Raw genomic sequence first — 21,250 nt, forward strand, 5'->3', positions numbered from 1 at the left:
CTTACTCCGCAACTAAAGCAATTGTTGCCCCTGATTTATTTATAGATTCGTGGTTATAGTGATACGGTGAGCCGTACCATAAGTGACGGCTAAATTTTTGGACAATAAGAGCGTGTAGGCGCAGCGAAACCAGTTTATGAAGATGAAAGCTATAAGATCAACTCCGCAAGACGATGAATTCCTCGCTCAATCGATGCTTCATCTACTTTTGCAAATCCCAACACCCATCCCTTTCGTTTGCTTTCCAAACAATAGGGTCCAAGAGGGTATACACGTATTCCCTGTTGTAGGGCTAACTTTGTCACGGCTTCTTCGTCGTATGACTCTTCAGCTTCAAGTAACACATGCAATCCCGTTTCTACTCCACTTAGTGTGAAACGCTCCCCTAAGCCACTAGCCATAATAGCCTTTGTTATGGCTTCGTGTCTTCTTCGGTACACATTTCTGACTCTCCTCATATGTCGCATAAAATGACCATTCTTAATGAAGTGGGTTAGTGTTAGCTGATCCATAATCGGAAGATGACGGTAAGTCAGCTCCTGTACCCTGGCTAGTTGAGCAATTGCCTCGACAGATCCAACGATAGCCGAAATACGAATGCCTGGAGCAATCATTTTAGAAAAACTCATGAGGTACAAAGTATTATGGGGTGCTTGACTAAACAGCGTTGGAAGCGGCTCCCCGCGATATCGAAATTCACTATCATAATCGTCCTCAATGATCCAAAATTGTTCTTGGGAGGCCTTATGCAGCAATTGTTGCCTACGCGGCTCTGACATAACGACCCCGACCGCGCACTGGTGCGAAGGAGTCGCAAAGATCAGTTTGGATTGGGGGTGAATATTGTCCACCACTAAACCATACTTATCAACGGGAACGGGTACCACATTCATACGTCGATATTTCATCGCTATCCAGGAAGCTGGAAAACCGGGATCTTCTACAGAGACAGTGTCCCCATCAGCTAAAAGGGATTGTGCGATTAAGTCAATACTATGCTGAGCTCCTGATGTCAACAAAATCTGATTGGTTTGAATATGAATGCCTCGTTCATGGGATAAATAACGCTGAATTTGCTCGCGTAATGGTGTGAGACCATAGGGATTGCCGTAAGTCCAGCTTGATAAATCCATTTCTGCGGATGCATGGAGAAGCGATCGTCGCCAGTTCTTTTGAAATTGTTCATCCAAATAGGGTTCATGGGGAGTAAAATCAATATCCACTTCTCGCTGATCCTTGCCTCTTAACCAGTCATGTAAATGATCGACAGCCGTGTTCAATAAGGGAAGTGAGGGAGGGGGGGGGCCATCTGTTATTATTTCCTTCATTGACTCAGTGATTTGCTTCCAGTTACTAACTCGCGTTCCTCCTCTGCGAGATGTAATCGTATAGCCTCGACTTTGTAATTCCTCATAGACGATCTGTATCGTTGAGCGAGAGACACCTAACATGTGAGCAAGTTCACGGGAGGGAATCAGCAATTCTCCTGGCGCCCAGATTCCGCTAGTAATATTATGAATCGCTTGATCAAGCAATTGCTGCCAGATTGGTCTCTTGTCATTACGATTTACCTTCATCATCCTGCACACCTCCAAATAGGCTCCATTCATAAAATACGAATTATGGATTGTTCATAATCGTGATATTTGGATGTTTTAGTACATTCCAATCATTGGTATAATACCGTAACAACGCTGGTATTTGCAATCTGGCTATTGCCGCACTCTGGAAGACTATTAGAGTTAAGACAATTGGAGTGGGATGAATATCTTATAAGTGAAGGGAGAGATTTGGAAATGGATTCGGTTCGTTACAAGATCAGGGAATGCCAGGATCAAGAGAAAATTGAAAGTTTCCTTCAACAAGCGAGAATTGGGTATCTTGGGTTGGTTGATGGAAACCTCCCCTATGTTGTACCGCTTAATTATGTATGGACTGAGGGGAAGCTCTATTTTCACGGGGCTGGAGATGGAAGACGTAATCATGTCATGAGTAAAAATCCAGAGGTATGTTTTACGGTATGTGAGGAATACGGAACTATCACGGATCAGGTACCTGCCAAAACGGATACGGCTTACATGAGCGTAATGATATTTGGACAAGCAGAGCCAATCACAGATTTGGACGAAGCCACTCATGTACTTCAGGAAATGATCAATAAATATGTGCCCGGCTATTATAACCGCCCCTTGTCGAAGCAGCATGTGGACAAGTATAGGTCGGCTGTATTCGGCGGACCGGTTCAAGTTTACCGAGTAATTCCGCACCATGTGACGGCAAAAGAAAGTCCTATTGAAGCAGAAAAAATGTATAGAACGGTCATGAATGTCGGACGAGGGATTTAACGACAAAGTACCGTTACGACTTGCGCTAAGCTAACGTGTGCAAAAGTTTAAGTCTCTATAAAGTTCAAAATTTCATAATCAAAGAAACAATAACCTCCAACTCATAGGTTGGGGGTTATTTAGTTGCGTGGTTACGTCTACATTAAAATGTCAAAGAATTTTACCAAATTAATGTAGAAAAGAGGATTATTTTGGTGTTTAATAGAATGTGTTGTATAAAATACATATTTTGTAGGGAGAGTATGACATTGGAGAGCAACAAAATAGTTTTGCCTGTTCTTGGCGCATTGTTAACTGCGGTAATTGGGGGAGCAGTGTGGGCGTTAATCGCAGTACTGACGGATTACGAGATTGGTTTTGTGGCATGGGGCATTGGGGGCTTGGCCGGTTATTCGGTTTACTATCTCGCAAAAAAGAAAGTCAACGCAGTACATCAAGTCATGGCCGTAATAGCGAGTTTGATTGGAATATTACTCGGTAAATATTTCATTCTAGGGTATTACTATAATGAAAATATCTCTGGAATATTCAACAGCGAAGTTCTAACGATATTCCAAGAGAATATCACAGAATTCTTCGGCGGCAAGGATATCATCTTTGTAGTATTGGCAGTGGTAACAGCATGGCAGTTGCCAGGAAGTCTTGCTAAAAAAGCAACCGCGACAGAGCCGACCATTAACTCAGCTGAATAAAAGAGTCTCATATGGGCTTGGCATACGACAACATTATTTAGTAGTTACTTAATATATCTTGAATAATATTATTTTACCGCCCAAGTCTTATATAGATTTGGGCGGTAATTTTCTATTTATCAATAACAAGCACCATTGGAGGACAAGGATAAACATGACGATACAACCAGGTGATGTATTCGGATTCTGGAATCCGGAATTGAACGCTTATGTGGCATGCCAGATTACGCATATTGTGCCAGCAAAAAATCCGGACGAAGAAGACAGCTATGCTGCATTGATGTTGGATTGGACCGGGGAAGAGCTTCCTGCCATTGATCAGCTGAAGCAGGCAAAGCCGCTTGTACTCAATTTTTATTTTTGGAATGATCAGCCGGATCATCTCATTAGTGCAGGTCCGATTCCTCGTGACTATACCTATATTGGAAATTTTGAGATCCTTGTGAAAGAGCAGCCGAGAAGCTACGGAGACTGGAATCGCGAGAACAGGATGTATCGTCAGCTACAGTGGGAACGCATTCCAGAGAACAAACGACATAACTTCAAAGCTGCTAGCAAGGCAGATTACAGCCAGCAGGTGGAAATTGCTGGAGTAATGGTGCAATGGGGAACCCGATCGCTTTCTCTGGACCGGATCCCAGACCTAACCGACTACACGGAATTGGACCGTCTGCCTTGTCTGACATACTTGACTGTTTTCGATTGGAGCTCTGCACTGGAGGACTATGTAAGAACGCATGATTTTATCTACAAGCTGGAGCTGGAACTCAAGACAGCCGTGGAACGGATTGATTTGCAGCACACGCTCATCACAGAAATCACAATGAAGCCGCCAAACACCCATGAGCTGCTTATTCCTAACGACATGGATCGGATAACACTTGAGGGAAGTTTGCAGCATGATGTTCATATCAAGCACGAGCGGGAAGGGTGCGGCATCACGCTTCAATTGAATGGCGAGGGAGTGAAGTCCTACTCTTTCTTGAGGGGTCTTACGCATTTGTCTAGGCTGGAGCTGTGCTCTGTCGATGACATCGATCTGGAAGACGTCATTGATCGGTTTCCATCACTACAGAGCTTGCGGATATGGGGTAAGCCAGGTTACATCCGTGGAATGGAGCAGCTGTACAAGCTCGAACAGCTTCGAATGTTCACGACGGTGGACATGTTTGGCTTTTCAGGCGAGCAGTTTCCACAGCCGCATCAGTTGCCGCAACTTCACACGTTGTGGATGGACAGCTTGCCGGATGATGCTGCCAAGACGATCAAGCAAGCCTACAAACAAGCGGCAAAGCAAGGTCTGGATTTGTCCATTCGCCAACCGCGCAAGCCGGAATGGTTAGCCGATAATCTCGATAACCCCTTTCGGGCGTGGGACGGTCGAGAAGGAATTACACCTGCACAAGCAAAAAAGGCTGCCTCGCTGTACAAACAGATACGCGGACAGCTGCGGGAGTTAGCGGCTCAGGCGCAAACAGGTAATATGTTCTCCCAGGACGTGCAGCAGCGGCTCGAACACATCTTTTCTACCTATATTGAAGGGTTTAATAAACTAGACAAGCGCAAGGTGTTTATTTATACTGAGGAACGAGAGAAGATTTTTGAAGCCGTGACTCCACTTGTGTCCGGGATTGTTGAGGAACTGCGTGCGATTCAGATCGAAATTGATGAACATGCGTTGTGGGAATATACCGACCAACTCCGCGATTTTTGATTCGAACAAAGAGTGCTGTCCGTGACGGTTCCTTTCGCATTTTTTCCCGCTTTGACCGTTAGGGTGAACCGTATCACAAATAGCGGAGTGTGATTTTGCGAAATGCTATGAAGGTATATTGCGATGCGTTGATAAATAAAGAATAAGCGTAAGGATTCGAGCTGCAAATTATCGAATCCTTACGCTTTTTTGGTTCATACGAAATTCAAGTAAAAATGAGATCCACTATTTGTAACCTGTAGAGCTATTGATAGGACTGGAATCCAAGCACAGAAGTATTCACTACCTTAGCCTGCTTCAGTACATCTGCAGCATGCGTGCTATCACTTAGCATCAGTGTATAACGATATTGATGGAAGCCTCCAAGATCCACTTTGAAATTGGTCTCCCAGAAGTTATTCATCATCCATGCATATACATGGTCCAGATTGTGAACTCCCGGTTCACCCGCAAGCTTGATCTCATGCGCCTTGATGTCACCCATCATGAGGAGCGGCGTATCTGGTGTAGCGACTGCAATGGAACCTTTAGAGGAACAGAGGCATAGGCCATTCTGCACTGCATAGAAATCCGTACAGCTTCCAGGTAGTTGGTCTATACGCGGACGTAGCACGGCTCCGGTCTTGTCAATCCACAACTCCTCATCGGTTTGTCCTGTCGTGAATGGAAGAGCCAGATACAGATTCTCAGGATTCCACACACTGTCCTTATGGCAGCGGAAGTCTACATCGATTCTTGGAATATCCTTGAACGCTGTAATCAGGAGCGAGCAGAATGAGGTTCCTTCCAGATCATAATGCAATTCAATTCTGGAATAAACACTACCATCCTCTAGCACATCTACGCCTCGCAACTTGCCCTCATAACGACGAGTGGAAGTTGCTTTGCGGTTGCGTCCCATCCGTTGACGTTCATCGCACTGTGTGGTTGTAACATCGGTTACCTCATATATAGGGGTAAACGCTCGGTAAGGAGCATCGCTTCGTATCAACTCCTGATTCCGTCGTTTATCCAAGACCGAGATTATTCCCTCACCTTGAGAGTATTGCATACGGAAAAATGAATTTTCCAGGTAATAAGGTGTCACCACACTGCCCTCATGAAGTTGACGCTTAAATGACGGAGAGAGATCATTTACTCCATCAATCCCTATAGGTGCATAATGACCTGAGGAATGCAGTGGTGGCGCTTCTGTGATCCGAATGGAATACTGTTTCTTCTCGTGAGGCTCCAAAGTCGCCAAGATATTCAGCGTCTTGCCACGCGAATAAGACCCAATCTGATACGGCACAGTCTGCCCTGTAGTATCATCCACAACTTCAAAGTGTTCATTATAAAGCACTTCTTGTTCGACTTGAATCATATCCGTCACGCGAATATCGTGCGGGTTCATCGCAATGATAGAAAGCTCGTTCTTAAAGGTAAATGGCGTTTCCCCATTCGCAAAGCTAATCTGATCGCAAGCACGCGAAGCATACTCATTGGCTTTCTGTGCATATAAACTTTTTCGCAGATCTAATTTGCTTACGCCCGGATGCCATGGCTCGGAGACAGAGGACGAATACCCCCAAGTATGTTCAGCATAGAACATGAGATTGTAGCTCGCTTTATCCAGCAATTCTTTGCTGCAGAACTGGAAATCAGGATCAAGCTTATGAGCCATATCAAGCTTGCGGCTAGCTTCACGATAATGCTGTACGACATTAGGGGTAGAGCCTACACCATCAGCCCACCAGTCCGTCCAGTCGCCGGAGTAGGTAGGGATCTCCGTGTTGTTGTTTTTTAGAATCGTAAAGAATTCATCTAATGTCACCATTTCCAGTCGGATCTGATCCCCATGAAGGCGGTTGTATTTTTTAATAAACTCAATAATTTTGGTGTTAGGCGGTGCATTATCCGTCATTCTACCCGAGATGCTAAGCGGAACAAAAGGATAAGGATGTCCTTCTTCTTGCAGCACTCGCACATAAGCTTCAATCCGCTGTTCAGCCTTAGTGAACTTATCTAGAGGGGCAGAAGTGAAATTGTCGCGTATGGAATATTCGTATTCACCTACTTGCGTGATACCAAGTTCATTTCCAACCAGATAATGTTCACCGTTCCACACGAGCACTTTATTTCCTTTTGGTGACTGCCAGTAGAAAGGTGTTTGTTTCTTAAATAAAGGATGGTAGCCGTGATGGGAATGGATGCAGGACATCAAGTTCTCGATTCCATGGTCTGCAAGCGCATCCGCGTACCCCCAGCTATAGCCGTTAATATCAGCAGTCATGCCGGATTTCATAGAAAGATTATAGCTTCGCATCGTCTCTACACTACGGGCAAATGTATCACGAAGGACTCTTTCATCCACCAGATCCGTAAGATTTAAGTAATTGCCAGAGAGTCCAATTTCGCCAGATTGAATATATTTGATAAGATCATGGATCTCTTCTTGTGAAGCGTACTCCAAAAACTTCTCTACACACCAGAAGCTCTCACAATTCCATTTGAATCCAAGCCATTCTTCTTTTCCTTGATGTGCTGCGTTTAGAATATCAATAGCTTCTTTAATAAAATGAACATGATGCATTTCAATTTTTTCCTGATAATCCGTATATCCAATGTCAGTATGACTGTGATGGATCAAATAGATCGTAAATGTATATTCTGACATAATGTCACCCCAGGCGTAATTTTATTTAAATGTAATAACATATGTATTGTAACAACCTTCTAAAGCGTTGTAAATTGCCATTTACTATGGAATTATCTGCATAAAAACAAGAGCAATCTCAGGTTATTGAACCTTAAAGATTGCTCTATGATCAGGGTACTTATGCTAGTTTGAAACTTTTATAATAAACTTATTGCGATCAGCGGGATAGAAACTTTCTGAGTATTCAACTACTCGCCCATTCGTATCATACCCGGTAGAAGAGATAAAGTGAGCAGCAGAATTTTCTTTTGCCTCGAGTAGGCGTGCCGTTTTTCCATGCAGCATCTTGATTTCCAATTCACGAATGACTTGAGTGACCGTGATCCCATGTTTGCCTAGTACCTCGTATAACGAAAACGATTCAAAGTCATAATTCATCAGATCAGGTACAAGATCATAAGGAATATATACGGTAGTCAGCACAACGGGTTTTTCTTCACTCGAAGGTTGCACATAACGTAGGCGTCGTAACAGAATGATTTTATCACCAGGAGAGATATTTAATTTGGAACAAACTAAATCATTTTTAGTTATCACTTTAAAATCCAACACGATGGTTCGTGGAGCGAGTCCCTTACCCGACATTTCTTCATTGTAGCTTTCAATAAATTGTGAAGATTCTTGTACGAGTTTGGGCTTGGTTACAAATGTACCCCGACCCTTCACTCGTGTCAGGTACCCTTCGTTAACCAACTTGAGCATGGCTGTGCGTACTGTAGGACGACTTACTTTGAATTGTGCACTAAGTTCTATTTCAGTAGGAAGCATATCGCCTTCCTTTAATTCATGGCTATTTATTTTATACATGATGTCCTGGATAATTTGGTCGTACAAAGGCATGGTGTATGCTCCTCTAAATGGCTATATGTCATTACATGTGATAGAATATCATCAAAAAAATGAAACGGCAATAAAGTTAGGGGATAGATATTTTTGTATCAGATGAAAACGAAGGAACCATTGGTTGTTGAGTGGCAGCGCCCGCTAATCAGCAGAGCGGATGAAGCCTTGGCTCGTGAATTTGATGTATCGGTTGGTTCAGATTTATGGAAAGTAAAACGCTGTTTTCATACTGAAGATAAACAGGTAACCCCCGTTTATACCGAGACCTATTTTGCTAAGCGACTGGCTATTACCGATAACCTGGCTCCAGAGAACTGCCTTTTAAATAGATATCTTAAAGAAATATTGAAATGTCGGTTTAAAGTTGTAAATACATCACTTTCTATTATCACAGCTGATCAAGTGATTCATTCCATGATGCAATGTGGGCTGTATAAACCACTTCTGCTTATACAGCAGAGTATTCAGGATAGAAGCGGTATGCTCTGTGTGCAATATTCCTATGTTAATACACAAGAATGCAATTTGAACTATGAATCCTCTGAGCTGACATTACTCTAACTGGTTATTTTGTTTTGATCGAATGCGAAATGAAAAGACGACCCTCACTCCCAAAAAAAACTGGGAATGAAGGTCGTCCAGAGTGACTTTTCGTTTGATGACCGTGAATATGTTATTGTGCCGAGCCAAATATGGTTTTATATCTTGGATCATAGACCGCATTGAAGTTTGAACCGGAAATGCGGATTTCTTTGGCAATCAGCGAACCATGGACAGTCGTTTTACTTCCGCTTATCTTAATTGATCCGTTTGGAGCGTAAAATAATCCATTATATTCGTGGTTGCTTCCTGACATTTCGATGTCTTTTAGCGAGTAGAAGGCAACCAGGTCATTGTTGGTCTGATATTTTAATCCCGACCCGGTTATTTTAATGCTTCCGGTAGCAAAGATTGTCCCTGCACCGCTAATCTGGCTTCCGGAGATGGTGACGTCTCCGTCTACGAACACGATTCCATCGATCTTGATATTGCTTCCGGAGAAGTGCTTATTACCCTTATAAATTGTCGTTGCTTTATTCTTGTACTCATCCACGCTTATTTGAATCATATCCGTATAAGCAGACTTTACTTCGGAAGCAATCGTGGTGCCGGAGCCGGATACCCTCAACGAATTTCCATATTCGAATACATCGAACTTATGCTTGCTTCCGGAAATTGCGGCATTCCCATTGACATGCACTTTCCCGCTAAAATTACTGTTTGAACCGCTTAAAGTGAAAGTTTTAGTCGGGTCCCCAGCAAAAAGCACATAATCGAAAATGGTAGCTACCGTGAATTGTTTTTGTATCGTAGCACTTGTGCCTGCAGCATTGGTAACGGTAACGGTGACGTTATAAACGCCCGGCTTGTCCAGCTGGATCACGGCGCCATTTGTCAGCACGGTTCCGGTAGTTTCATTCGGACCGACAACGGTCATTTTCTCAGAAACGATACCCGACAAACTATTTTTTACTTCGTAAGTCAGCTGTACCTTATCCCCGATGTCGTATTGTTCATTCAAATTCATGGTAATGACCGGAGCGGTCTTATCGATTTTCACATCAGCAGTGCTTGCCGCTTCAATATTTCCGGCCGCATCCACTGAGTAGAAGGCGATCTTATGAATGCCTTCTTCACTGATAGTGAAGGATGTTCCTTCCGCGTATGCCGAACCGTCGACGGAGTAGAAGGTTTTCGCAACGCCGCTTAGCGCATCTGTAGCGGTCAACCTTACAGTCACATCGTCCTTAGACCAAGTCGCGGGTGCATCTGCCGTAGTGACTGGTGGAGTCCGGTCAAGTGTAGCTTCAACAGTTTGTTCTGGTTCCTTGTTACCTGCTTTATCAATCGAGTAGAAGGAAACCTTGTTTGCCCCTTCTTTTTCAAGAGTTACTGTTGTTCCTTCCACGTAATCTGCACCATTTACGGAATACAATGTTTTAAATATTCCGCTTTGTTCATCTGTGGCAGTGAGATTGATGGCAGCTGATTGCAAATCTGTTGTTGCTGTGGTCACTGGTGCCGTTTTATCGATTTTTACATAGACGACTTTAGCAGTTTCGGTATTTCCTACTTTGTCGACAGAGTAAAAAGAAATTTTGGTTACTCCCTCTTCGCTGACAGACAATGTATTGCCCTCAACGAAAGCCCCGTCATTCACAGCATAGTAGGTCTTCGCAACGCCCGTAATATCATCTGTTGCAGACAACATCACTTCAACCGGGCTTTGATTCGTCCAATCTTCTGGTACATTCGCCTTCGTTACCGGTGGCGTCGTGTCTACGATCAGCTTCGCAATCACGATATTGGACGGATCTGACTCGCCAAAGGAGTTACTGTATGAAGTAACATAATACTCATGGTCCGCATACGACAGATTTGAAACTGTGTAAGACAGGTTATTCAGGTTCTCGGTTAGAAGAACTGGTTTTCCATCAATGATTTCATAGACATTGTAGCCATTAGCGTAAGTAACAAAGTTCCATGAAATCCTAGCGCTTGTGTCACTTGTAAGTTTCAAGCTTGCCACAGGCGGCTGCATCACAGGATAAATAATCTCTTCAACCACTCGTTCTGAAGGAGCAGATTCACCGAAGCGAGTACTGTACGCCGTAATTTCATATTGGTGAGTATCTTCACTTAGGTTGTACACCTTGTAGGTTAATGCTGTTCCTTTATAGATTAGCTGGCGGTTACCATCAACAATCTCATAAAGACGGTATTCGTTCGCCCAGGTTACTGTTGGCCAGGTAAATGTCAGATTGTTCGCGTTGAAGATTGATGCTGTCAGCGTCGGAGGTTGTACAACAGGCCAAACAAGTGTGATATCCACCGTACTGCCTTCTGGCGACTCTCCGAATCGAGTGCTGTACGAGTGAATCTCATAGCTATAATCGCCCGCCGGCATGTTACTGAATGAAACAGACGTGCCTGTTACAGTATTTTTTAATACTTTTTCTCCGTCGATGATTTGGTAAACCTTATAGTTTGTTGCGTAGGTTGCTGCTGTCCAACTAAGTCTAATGTCGTTTCCGTTTGCAATACTTTGCTTAAAGTTAGCTGGTGCTTGCATGATTGGGAACACCAGAGTCAATGAAACTTGGCTTCCCTCGTCAGATTCACCAAAACGATCGCTGAAAGAGTGCACCTCAAAGGTGTAATCACCTGCGGGCATATTAGGATACGAAATAGATGTGCCCGTTACGGTGCTTTTCAACACCTTTTCCCCGTTGATGATTTGGTAGACCTTATAGTTTGTTGCGTAGGTTGCTGCTCCCCAACTAAGAATAATGTCGTTTCCGTTTGCAATGCTTTGCTTAAAGTTGCTTGGTGCTTGCATGATCGGAGCAACCAGAGTAAGTGAAATTTGACTCCCCTCAATAGACTCACCGAAGCGGTCGCTAAAAGAATGGACCTCAAAGGTGTACTCACCAGCCGGCATATTAGGATACGTAACAGACGTAGTCGTTACGGTGCTTTTCAATACCTTTTCCCCGTCAATGATCTGGTAGATTTTATAGGCAGTTGCGTACGTGACGGAGTTCCATTTCAGTGTGATGTTATTGCCGTTGGAAATACTTTGTGTAAGATTTCCCGGTGCTGCCATCATCAGTTGATCCAGATTTATTGAGATTTTACTTCCTTCTGCCGATTCACCAAAGCGCGTACTTACCGAATGCACCACATAAATATGGTCGCCCGCTGGTACATTTACGATCGTTGCAGTGAGGGAAGTTACAGTTGCTTTCAGTACTTCTTGACCGTCTACCAGCTCATAAACCTTGTAACTGTTGGCGTAAGGTACTGTTGTCCAAGTCAACACAACATTATTTCCGTTTTTGATGGTAAAGGCAAGATTGCCCGGACCTGTCATCGTCGGATGAACCAATGAAAAATTGACTTCCGCCCCCTCAGGCGATTCACCCAAAACCGTTGAGAAAGATTTAATAACAAAGTCATAATCTCCCGCAGGCATGTTCGTGTAGGAAACGGATGTACCAGTTACTGTGCTTTTCAGGACATGTTGTCCGTCAATCACCTGATATACTTTGTAGCTTGTTGCATAACTGCTTGCCGTCCATTTCAATGTAATATCGTTTCCGTTTGTAATGGTATACGTCAAGTTTGTCGGTGCTTGCATAATTTGTCCGGTGAGTGTGAAAGTAAGTGTGCTTCCCTCCGCCGACTCCCCAAAACGAGTGGAATAGGTATAAACTTCGTAGGTGTATTCACCCGGCGTCATATTGGTGTATGCCACGCTTGTACCGGTCACTGTACTTTTTAATACCTTTTGTCCATCGATGATTTGATAAACCTTGTAGCTATTTGCATACGACGCGGCATCCCAGCTTAAAGAGAAACTGGTCGCACTTTGGGTCTTCTGAACCAAATTCTGCGGCGGTTGAATGGCAGGGTGAGCCAGTGTAAACGTGAGCTTGCTTCCTTCCGGTGACTCGCCAAAGCGGGTGGAATAAGAATGCACTTCGTAGTTGTAATCTCCTGCCGGCATGTTGCTAAATGTCACGGTTGGACTAGTTACCGTACTTTTTAACACTTTTTGACCGTCAATGATTTGATAAACCTTATAGTTGTTAACGTTGGCTACAGTTCCCCAGGTTAAAACGATGTCGTTGCCATTGTTGATTTTATAAGTGAAGTTATCCGGAGCAGCCATAGCCACATCGTCCAAGTTGACAGTAACCTGGCTTCCGTCCGGGGATTCACCGTAACTATTGCTGTAAGAATGAACCTCAAACAGATAAACCCCTACCGGTTGGTTGGTGTACGTTACAGTTGTACCTGTGATGGTACTTTTTAATACTTTTTGACCATCAACAATTTGGTAAACCTTATAACTATTTGCATTTGCAACCGCGCCCCAGCTCAAAGTAATATCGTTTCCGTTTTTCACTACATAAGTCAGGTTGCTTGGTGGAGCCATGATTACGTCACCTAAAGTGACGGAGATCTGGCTTCCTTGTTCTGATTCACCGAAGCGGTCACTATAGGAGTGAACCTCATAAACATAGGTACCGGTAGACATGTTGCTGAAAGTAACGCTTGTACCAGTCACCGTATCTTTTAGAACTTTTTGGTCGTCGATAATTTGATAGACTTTGTAGCTGTTTGCATAGGTGGCGGAGCTCCATTTCAGATTGATGTCTGTTCCACCGTTTGTTACTGTGTACGCGAGATTTCCTGGCGCAGCCATAACTGGCAGCCCCACCGTTACCTCTAATGGATTGGACAGAGGTGATTCACCGTATTTGGAGTTTACAGCGGACACCGCATAGGTGTATGTTCCAGCAGGTGCGTTTGTAATTTTGTATGTACGGTCCTTGAGCGAAGAGACTAGTGTCTTTTCTCCATCTGCACCAATTTGATAGAGACTGTAGGTTTCAGCATACTGTGACGATCCCCAGTTCAGTACAAGATCGTTTCCATTCTGGAAGGTATAAGTTAAGGTAGCTGGTGCCGCCATTATCGGATAAACGATATTAACCGTAATCGGTGCACATGGCCCTGATTCACCTTCAGCACTTAGCGTTGAAACGACATAAGTGTAAGAACCTTCCGAAAGGGCGTTAATGTTATAATAGTTCGATTTTGTTGTACCTAGCAGGTTGAGTTGACCATCACCTATTTCATAGATATTGTACCCAGTCGCTTGGTAAACAGAATTCCATGTGAGTTTTACGTCACTTGGTGTTACAGGTTGGTAGTCGAGGTTACTCGGTGGCAAAATACTGCTGCCAGCCAAGGCAGCATTTTGTGCAAACACATTTGCAATTGGAAAGAACAATTGCAACACAAGTAGCATCGACACGAGTAAAGGCAAGCTACTCCTAAATCTTTTTCTCATCATCTTGTTCTACCTTTCATAATGGATTTAGGGAAAAAGGCATGCGAAAAAGAACCTTACATACAAGGTTCATAGAAAATAATACTATGATGCCTTGTGGCAACCGGCTGCCATCCACATCATGTAAAAAACGTTGTGGTACAGGCCCTTGGCTTTGCGTCTCATAGTTTCCTATGATTTGCCTTTTTCACTTGGTTAATTGTAACTACGAATCTATCATACGACCTAGAACTGACGGTGTGAATAGGTACAAACTACCAAGATCCGGTCTTTTGTCATAGGTTAAGTCATATTATTAAACCACCCAAAATTATCCAATCATGATATGATCTTAAAGATAATTAGATACTTTAGATCAATATATAGTTTTGTCTTAATAGATAAGGATATCAGGAGGGGTGGCCAGTGGAAATACTTAAATTAAATTGTCCAAATTGTAATGGGAACGTTGAATACAAGGAAGGGCAAACATTCAAATGTCCATATTGTAAAACGGAATTATTGTTGAAGGAGAATAACGTCTATTTTGTTGACCAAACGATCAACAATTATTATGGGACATCACCTGTTAAAACAACAACACGCCCAAATACGAATTTAAAGATGCTATTCATTGTGCCGCTCGCACTTGTTTGTTTAATGGTTGGATATTTCTTTACTAGCAATCAATCAGAATACAGCAGCGATGTAAAAGTACCTATTCGAACAATGCCTGAAAGCGAAGTTCTCCTGTTCTTTTTAAAAGATATTTTTAATAAAGGCGCAGTGATGCCTACAGGAGAAGAAATCGCAAGCATCCGTTATTTGTCTACTCGCTATGATGACGATCAGTGGCACCTTGCTTACAGCTTTGACGATCCATTTACGAATGAGCATGCTGAAATTTCCGACTATGTGATTACGGATAAGATATTGAATACACAAAGAATCGAACAAAAAGACTTTGAGGCATTTAGCGGACTAACGGTGATAAATCTAATGGGTGAATACCAAGTTTCACAAGGTCAGAAAGTGAGTTTTCAACATTTACAAGGGTTAAAAAGCTATACAGGCGGATTTAACGAATCATTTAGAGAGATTGCACATTATTTTGGTGATAAAGCTAAAATAGTTGAACTCTCCACACAAATTCGAAGTAATGCGGAAATGGCTTTATTATTAGAGTTTCCGAATCTACAATCGCTTGAAATTAGTTATGTAGATGAATCGGTTACCGACTTCCATCTGCTGAATCAACTGCCGTTAAAATCATTGTCTTTAAGAACTATCAATGATTTGAAGTGGTTGTCTTCATTAACTGGTTTGGAGTCATTGGCAATAGATAATAGTGAAGCGACGGATTTCAGCGCGTTCTATTCACTGAGTCAATTACAAGAGTTGAAGCTTACGTCAGTAAGAAATTTAAAAACGCTGGATTTCATACAAAACATGCCTAACTTGCAGTCGCTTGATCTTGAGAATGTTGACATTGCGAATTTAGAACGCCTTAAAAATAAGTCATCATTGACGAATCTGCGGTTATCTTCTCTCTATAAAGTGGAATCTATTGAGGTTGTGAATAGTTTGAATTCACTGACCGAATTGTCTATAACAGGTTATAACGGCACTGTATCATCGATCGTAGCACCAAATTTAAAGAAAGCTGAATTAATAGGTACTTTCATACCAAAGTTAGAGGCGCCTGCTTTAAAATCTTTAACTGTTTACATACGCGGGTCGGAAAATAATTTGGATGGGGCAGATTTAGTGAAATACCCGCAGCTAGAACAACTTTCAGCGATGGAGTATGGAGACTTTATAGGTATTAATTCCTTAAATCGTCTGCCAAGTCTGCAAACATTAAGTTTAAATGAGACTTCTTTTTACGATGAAATGAGTGAATTGTTCAATTTGCAGCATGTAAAAACGTTAAATTGTAATCAATGTAAGTTCCAAATAAATAGTCAGGATCCGTTTGCGAATAACACGCTGGAACATTTAACTTTTAATGATGTATCTTTTCGAATAGGTAATGGTGACTGGTTGCATGAAGTGGATAAGGTGATGCCTTACTTTGCTGATGTGACAGCCTTACGTTCATTTACGATGCAAGACGGCTCACTTCAAGACTTAAATTTCATGAAAAATTGGCAACAGATCGAGGTGCTTCATTTGGAGAATAACGCTATTTCAAATGTAGAGCCTTTAGTGAATCTGCCCAATTTAAAGAAGCTATTTATTTTAGGGAATCAAGTGCAAAACAAGTCTGTTCTTGACAAGGAAATTTCGATTTATTGAGGTAACGAGTATAAGTCGCTTGAAGAAGAAGCAGCAGCCAATCCTTAAGGGAGCCGGCTACTGCTTTTTTCTATTGTCTTAAACCTCTGCGGAAAGTTTTTCAATTGTCTCTGTAAGCCATGTCCGATCACAGCGGAACAATGCAATTCGGTGTTGGATCGATAGATTTACACCTTTGGTGTGCTCGGCACGCATTGGTATATTTTCATAAGTGGCGAGCAGCTTATCAATCGCTATTAATTTGGATTGTAAATACTTGATGACCTCCTCTGTTGGAAGCTGATCGATAAAGCATAATGCAATATCACCCCGTGGAACATAATCGTCCACAACAACAAGGGACTGCCGCAACAATTTATAGAATTTTTCTTCACCTGATGGGGTAATAGAATACACTTGCTTAGATGGACGGTTCCCCTCTTGCTCAATCGTTACATCGACAAAGCCTTTCTCATGCAGTTTTTTCAACAAAGAATAGGCTGTTGCTTTTTTCATGTCGGATACTCGTCCCAAGTTGCGCTCAATAAAATCATTAATCTGATATCCATGCTGACTATTGGATTTTAATAATCCAAGAATTAAGAGTATACGTTCATCCATAGTTGTCACCTTCTTAAAATTGTTTTAATCATATGTAATTAGTCACGCTTGACTATATAAAAATGAATTGCTAAAATATGATCACGAATAAATAGTCACGTATGACTATATGCTGTTAGTATACACAAGAATCTAAGGATTCTCAATCTTCGGTTCTAAAATGGGGTGTGAGTATGAAGCGTGAATTAAAAGTAAGCTTGATCGTTTTCGCTGTCGGGGTGTTTATGGCAGCACTGGATAACGGGATCATTACCGCGGCGTTGACGACACTATCCAAAGCATTTAACGTATCCCCGACTTGGGGTGCTTGGTCGATCACGGTATACACATTAGGTTTAGCCATAAGTGTTCCAATTATCGGGAAACTCTCCGATCGATATGGACGTAAAAAAATATTTATCCTAGAAGTCATAATATTTGGTTTAGGCTCATTATTAGTTGCTTTGAGTCCGAACTTTACATGGTTTTTGATCGCAAGATTCTTTCAATCCATGGGCGGTGGCGGTATCTTCATTATCGCTAGCTCCTTCGTTCTCAATAATTTTCCAAGAGAAAAGCAAGGACAAATGCTGGGGATGCTAGGTGGTATGAACGGAGTTGCAGCCGTTCTTGGACCAAACATTGGTGCCTTTATCTTGGATATTACCGGAAGCTGGCACTGGTTGTTCTTAATTAATGTTCCAGTTGCCATATTACTGCTTGTATTTGGTGTGAAATATATACACGAAACACAGACTCTTACGAAATCACGTATGGACTGGGTCGGCGTAACGTTGCTTAGCTTAGCGATGTTATCCATGATGTATGGATTTACGAATTTGGATGGCGTGAACTTTGTGGATAGCCTAACCTCAGCATCTTTCCTAGGATTTTTCGGTGCAGGAGTTGTGCTGCTTATCATCCTCTATTTTGTTGAGAAAAACGTAGAAAAATCATCGATCGACCCCATTCTGCCAACGTATCTGTTTAAAGACAATACTTTCCGCTGGACGCTCGTATTTGCAATGTTTTCAGGCGCGATTATCGCATCGATTATATTCGTTCCAGGTTTTGTTGAGCAGTATCTTGGCGTAAGCAGCACGGAAGCGGGTTACTGGTTTACACCGCTTGCTCTCGCTTCAGGGATTGGGGCGGCATTCGGTGGACGGCTGGTTGATAAAAAGGGCTCTGTCTTTACATTGTTAGTTGCAAGCTCCATAGCTGCGTTTGGATTCCTGCTGTTCCCACTGTGGGTAACAACGAAATGGGAAATGGTGTTTGCCAGCATTTTTGTCGGTGTAGGCTTTGGTTCAATGATCGGCGCACCAGTAAATGTATTAGCGACTGAGAAAGCAGGAGAGAACAAAGGGGTTGCACTTTCGACCACTTCACTTGCTCGTCAGATTGGCATGACTCTCGCACCAACATTCCTTGCAGGGTTTATCGCTCGTTCATTTATGAATATGGGGGATGTCATCCAAAGCAATATGAATGCAGCGAATATCCCACTCACAGGCTCTGATATGATGATGCAAATGCCGAGCCAAATGGATTTCAACTCCCTGCAGGCTAGCTTCGAGCAAATCCAAGATCCAACGATCAAGCAGGTATTGATGGATTCTCTTCATCAGGTTGTGGGGAATGGTTACAGCGGATTATTTATTACATCGACGATTATTTGTGCCTTCTGTATAGTGCTTGCTGCAATCATTGGCGTGGTTCGGAAAAAAGAAAAGAACCAGCAGGCCGCGTGACTAAAGCGTGGAGAACCGTACCATAAGTGACAGGTGCTAAAGGAACAGTCCTGATCATATTTCTAAAAAAGAAATATGAGGAGGGGGGCTGAAGGTAGTTGATAAAAGTTAAGGTTAGTTTACGGCCCTTTGTAAGCAAGATAAATTTACCCACTGTTTTGAAAACAGCTATACTCCCGGGTGATTCAATTGAAAGATTATTTATTGCAACCCAGGTAGGGGAGATCTTTTATATACGAGACGGAGTTATGAGGACTTTTTTAGATATTAGTCCCCGAATTATTAAACTAGGTGTTTCTAGTGGAGGATATGATGAACGGGGATTGCTAGGGCTAGCGTTTCATCCCGAATTTCATTATAACGGTCTTTTCTATCTTCATTTTTCAGTAGCCGAAACACAAGGTCCAGGTGCCCTTTCAGGTGCTTTTGAATCTTTTAAGCCTAATCCGTGTGATCCCAGAACTTTAAACCTACGATGGATAAATAGAGAAACGCAATATGATCATATCGATACTGTTGAAGAATGGATGCTACAACCGAATGGTCAACCTCAAAAACGACGGACATTACTTAACTTAAGAAGACCATTTTTAAATCATAATGGTGTTAATAGCTTAAACTTTTCACCTGAAACAGGAAGGCTTGTGTTAACAACCGGAGATGGTGGATCAGGCTATGATCCATTTAATTCAAGTCAGGACGATATGGAGATTGCCGGAAAAATTATTGAAATCGATGTAGTTAAGAGTACATTTATCGATAATCCCCCTGTAGTTACACGTTTTGATGAACTTCCCATATCTATTCAGCAGACGCTTACGGTAATCGCCAAAGGGGTTCGCAATATACCGGGTATTTCATTTCAAAGGGTTTATAATCAGTACATTAAATATGTGGGGAATGTCGGACAAGATCTGGTAGAGTCGATATTTTCATTCGTTCATTATAAACCAATGCCGGTTACCCAGCTTGTTCAAGCTTCTTTAATGAATTCTGAACCTGACCAAGAAGGATTTATTAACTTTGGCTGGCGAGGGTGGGAAGGTGCACTTCCTACTTCGATCATACGGGGCTGCACTGCAAATCCGAATTTAAATGAGAAAACGATTGCTTATTACGATGAAGCAGTAAAAACTTCTGCACGGCGTCTGCAGCCTCTAACTAGTTATTATCATGAGGATTCCCGCCCCGATAAATTTGGAGGAACCGCACTTACAGGAGTCCAGTCATATATAGGAAATGAAATCCCTGCTTTAACGGGAAGCGTTGTGTTTACCGATCTAGCTCGGAATGAAGGATCTCAACCTCCGGTTAGAGGGGTTTTGGCTTATACCAGGGTAAGAACAGATTGTAAACTTCATGATTTTAGTGTTATTGAAACGGATTATAATTTTGGGTCTCAATCCGCTTATTATGTTAGTTTGGGAACGAATCTGGATCAAACCAGATTATATTTAGGAGTTTATGGCTCTATGAAAGTGGCTGACTTTAACCAAGGGACCATTTTTGAAATTGTTCCATAAATTAAGCGGTCTTGGTCCTGATCTTATGGGATTAAGGCCGCTTTATGATATATTCATGTTAAAGACGACTTAATCACTAACGACAAACCATTGAATAAAGGAAGTGCCAATAATGAATCTAGAAATGGTCATGCAAGAGCTTGAAGCTCTTGGCAAGGAACGCACCAAGAAGATATACCTATCCAATGGCGCGCACGAACCGCTTTTTGGTGTTGCTACAGGCGCGATGAAGCCCATCTTCAAGAAAATAAAACTTAACCAGCCATTGGCCGAGGAGCTCTATGCTACAGGAAATTACGATGCTATGTACTTTGCCGGGGTAATCGCGGATCCTAAAACAATGTCTGAGACGGACTTTGAACGGTGGATTGACGGAGCTTATTTTTATATGCTATCGGATTATGTGGTAGCCGTAACATTGGCAGAAACGGATATTGCGCAAGAAGTTTCGGATAAATGGATTGCAAGCGATATAGAGCTAAAAATGTCTGCGGGCTGGAGCTGCTACTGCTGGCTGCTCGGCAATCGTCCGGACAGTGAATTTTCCAAAGAGAAAATAGCCGATATGCTGGAACTTGTAAAAAACACGATTCATGACGCACCTGAACGTACGAAATACGCGATGAACAATTTCATGTACACTGTGGCAGTATCCTATCAGCCGCTTCATGATAAGGCAGTCGAGATCGCGAAGGAAGTTGGCCCGGTGGAAGTCAATAGTGGCTCGACAAAAACCAAGTTCCTGAACGCTTCCGCTAATATTCAAAAGGCGGTAGATAAAGAGCAGCTCGGCTTCAAACGCAAATATGTAAGGTGTTAGTCCATAAATCTTGAATGACTACCCGTTCAATCGTGATATAAACGCAAAAAACTCCGCCCCTAGGGGACGGAGTTAATCCGCGTTATTACAAAAGTGAAGAGTA

The 21,250-nt window shown here is 42.5% G+C and carries 13 protein-coding genes and 1 riboswitch; of the genes, 8 read left to right on the forward strand and 5 right to left on the reverse strand.

What is annotated here, in order from left to right; translation table 11 throughout:
- Positions 1-149: 149 nt before the first annotated feature.
- Entirely contained in the window at positions 150-1,580 is a 1,431-nt protein-coding gene (gene pdxR / locus AC3WTP_RS00165; RefSeq protein WP_492392560.1) for a MocR-like pyridoxine biosynthesis transcription factor PdxR, read from the reverse strand.
- Between the two features lie 216 nt (positions 1,581-1,796).
- Between pdxR and AC3WTP_RS00170 the strand changes: the two genes are divergently transcribed.
- The 3 genes from AC3WTP_RS00170 to AC3WTP_RS00180 all read left to right on the forward strand — a co-directional run bounded on the left by AC3WTP_RS00170 (position 1,797) and on the right by AC3WTP_RS00180 (position 4,751).
- Positions 1,797-2,345: a pyridoxamine 5'-phosphate oxidase family protein gene (locus tag AC3WTP_RS00170; protein ID WP_492392561.1), complete on the forward strand. Its 549-nt coding sequence runs from the start codon at positions 1,797-1,799 to the stop codon at positions 2,343-2,345.
- A gap of 248 nt (positions 2,346-2,593) precedes the next feature.
- The gene (locus tag AC3WTP_RS00175; RefSeq protein ID WP_492392562.1) at positions 2,594-3,037 is read left to right on the forward strand and encodes a DUF4748 domain-containing protein; all 444 of its coding nucleotides are present in this window, start codon (positions 2,594-2,596) and stop codon (positions 3,035-3,037) included.
- Between the two features lie 154 nt (positions 3,038-3,191).
- A complete protein-coding gene (locus tag AC3WTP_RS00180; protein ID WP_492392563.1) occupies positions 3,192-4,751 on the forward strand; it encodes a hypothetical protein in 1,560 nt (519 codons plus the stop codon).
- Between the two features lie 244 nt (positions 4,752-4,995).
- On the opposite strand, the gene AC3WTP_RS00185 is transcribed toward AC3WTP_RS00180, so the two are convergent.
- Together AC3WTP_RS00185 and AC3WTP_RS00190 are read right to left on the reverse strand one after the other, a co-directional pair.
- Complete coding sequence (locus AC3WTP_RS00185; protein ID WP_492392564.1) at positions 4,996-7,407, reverse strand: glycoside hydrolase family 38 N-terminal domain-containing protein; 2,412 nt, start codon at positions 7,405-7,407, stop codon at positions 4,996-4,998.
- A 165-nt stretch (positions 7,408-7,572) separates the two neighbouring features.
- Positions 7,573-8,289 (reverse strand): GntR family transcriptional regulator, encoded by a 717-nt coding sequence (locus tag AC3WTP_RS00190; RefSeq protein WP_492392565.1) that lies wholly within the window; start codon positions 8,287-8,289, stop codon positions 7,573-7,575.
- Between the two features lie 102 nt (positions 8,290-8,391).
- Here AC3WTP_RS00190 and AC3WTP_RS00195 point away from each other — a divergent pair, with 102 nt between their 5' ends.
- Positions 8,392-8,853 carry a UTRA domain-containing protein gene (locus AC3WTP_RS00195; protein ID WP_492392942.1) on the forward strand — a complete coding sequence of 154 codons (462 nt, stop codon included), beginning with the start codon at positions 8,392-8,394 and terminating at the stop codon, positions 8,851-8,853.
- A gap of 112 nt (positions 8,854-8,965) precedes the next feature.
- Here AC3WTP_RS00195 and AC3WTP_RS00200 read toward each other — a convergent pair whose 3' ends face one another.
- Positions 8,966-14,197 (reverse strand): OmpL47-type beta-barrel domain-containing protein, encoded by a 5,232-nt coding sequence (locus AC3WTP_RS00200; protein ID WP_492392566.1) that lies wholly within the window; start codon positions 14,195-14,197, stop codon positions 8,966-8,968.
- Between the two features lie 92 nt (positions 14,198-14,289).
- Positions 14,290-14,387, reverse strand: a riboswitch (cyclic di-GMP riboswitch).
- Positions 14,388-14,599: 212 nt separating this feature from the next.
- Here AC3WTP_RS00200 and AC3WTP_RS00205 point away from each other — a divergent pair.
- Complete coding sequence (locus AC3WTP_RS00205) at positions 14,600-16,471, forward strand: leucine-rich repeat domain-containing protein (RefSeq protein WP_492392567.1); 1,872 nt, start codon at positions 14,600-14,602, stop codon at positions 16,469-16,471.
- 78 nt (positions 16,472-16,549) lie between these two features.
- On the opposite strand, the gene AC3WTP_RS00210 is transcribed toward AC3WTP_RS00205, so the two are convergent.
- Entirely contained in the window at positions 16,550-17,071 is a 522-nt protein-coding gene (locus AC3WTP_RS00210) for a PadR family transcriptional regulator (protein WP_492392568.1), read from the reverse strand.
- Positions 17,072-17,244: 173 nt separating this feature from the next.
- On the opposite strand from AC3WTP_RS00210, the gene AC3WTP_RS00215 reads away from it, so the two are divergent.
- From AC3WTP_RS00215 to AC3WTP_RS00225, 3 genes are all read left to right on the forward strand, one after another.
- Complete coding sequence (locus AC3WTP_RS00215; protein ID WP_492392569.1) at positions 17,245-18,804, forward strand: MFS transporter; 1,560 nt, start codon at positions 17,245-17,247, stop codon at positions 18,802-18,804.
- Between the two features lie 98 nt (positions 18,805-18,902).
- A complete protein-coding gene (locus AC3WTP_RS00220) occupies positions 18,903-20,327 on the forward strand; it encodes a PQQ-dependent sugar dehydrogenase (RefSeq protein WP_492392570.1) in 1,425 nt (474 codons plus the stop codon).
- 112 nt (positions 20,328-20,439) lie between these two features.
- Positions 20,440-21,147, forward strand: a complete 708-nt coding sequence (locus AC3WTP_RS00225; protein WP_492392571.1) for a DNA alkylation repair protein — start codon at positions 20,440-20,442, stop codon at positions 21,145-21,147.
- Positions 21,148-21,250 lie beyond the last annotated feature (103 nt).

This window comes from Paenibacillus sp. EB106-04-04-XG159 (assembly GCF_058791835.1).

Coding starts and splice junctions, on each gene's coding strand:
- pdxR (WP_492392560.1), bottom strand. CDS start 1,580: ATGATGAAGGTAAATCGTAATGACAAGAGACCAATCTGGCAGCAATTG.
- AC3WTP_RS00170 (WP_492392561.1), top strand. CDS start 1,797: ATGGATTCGGTTCGTTACAAGATCAGGGAATGCCAGGATCAAGAGAAA.
- AC3WTP_RS00180 (WP_492392563.1), top strand. CDS start 3,192: ATGACGATACAACCAGGTGATGTATTCGGATTCTGGAATCCGGAATTG.
- AC3WTP_RS00185 (WP_492392564.1), bottom strand. CDS start 7,407: ATGTCAGAATATACATTTACGATCTATTTGATCCATCACAGTCATACT.
- AC3WTP_RS00190 (WP_492392565.1), bottom strand. CDS start 8,289: ATGCCTTTGTACGACCAAATTATCCAGGACATCATGTATAAAATAAAT.
- AC3WTP_RS00195 (WP_492392942.1), top strand. CDS start 8,392: ATGAAAACGAAGGAACCATTGGTTGTTGAGTGGCAGCGCCCGCTAATC.
- AC3WTP_RS00200 (WP_492392566.1), bottom strand. CDS start 14,197: ATGATGAGAAAAAGATTTAGGAGTAGCTTGCCTTTACTCGTGTCGATG.
- AC3WTP_RS00210 (WP_492392568.1), bottom strand. CDS start 17,071: ATGGATGAACGTATACTCTTAATTCTTGGATTATTAAAATCCAATAGT.
- AC3WTP_RS00215 (WP_492392569.1), top strand. CDS start 17,245: ATGAAGCGTGAATTAAAAGTAAGCTTGATCGTTTTCGCTGTCGGGGTG.
- AC3WTP_RS00225 (WP_492392571.1), top strand. CDS start 20,440: ATGAATCTAGAAATGGTCATGCAAGAGCTTGAAGCTCTTGGCAAGGAA.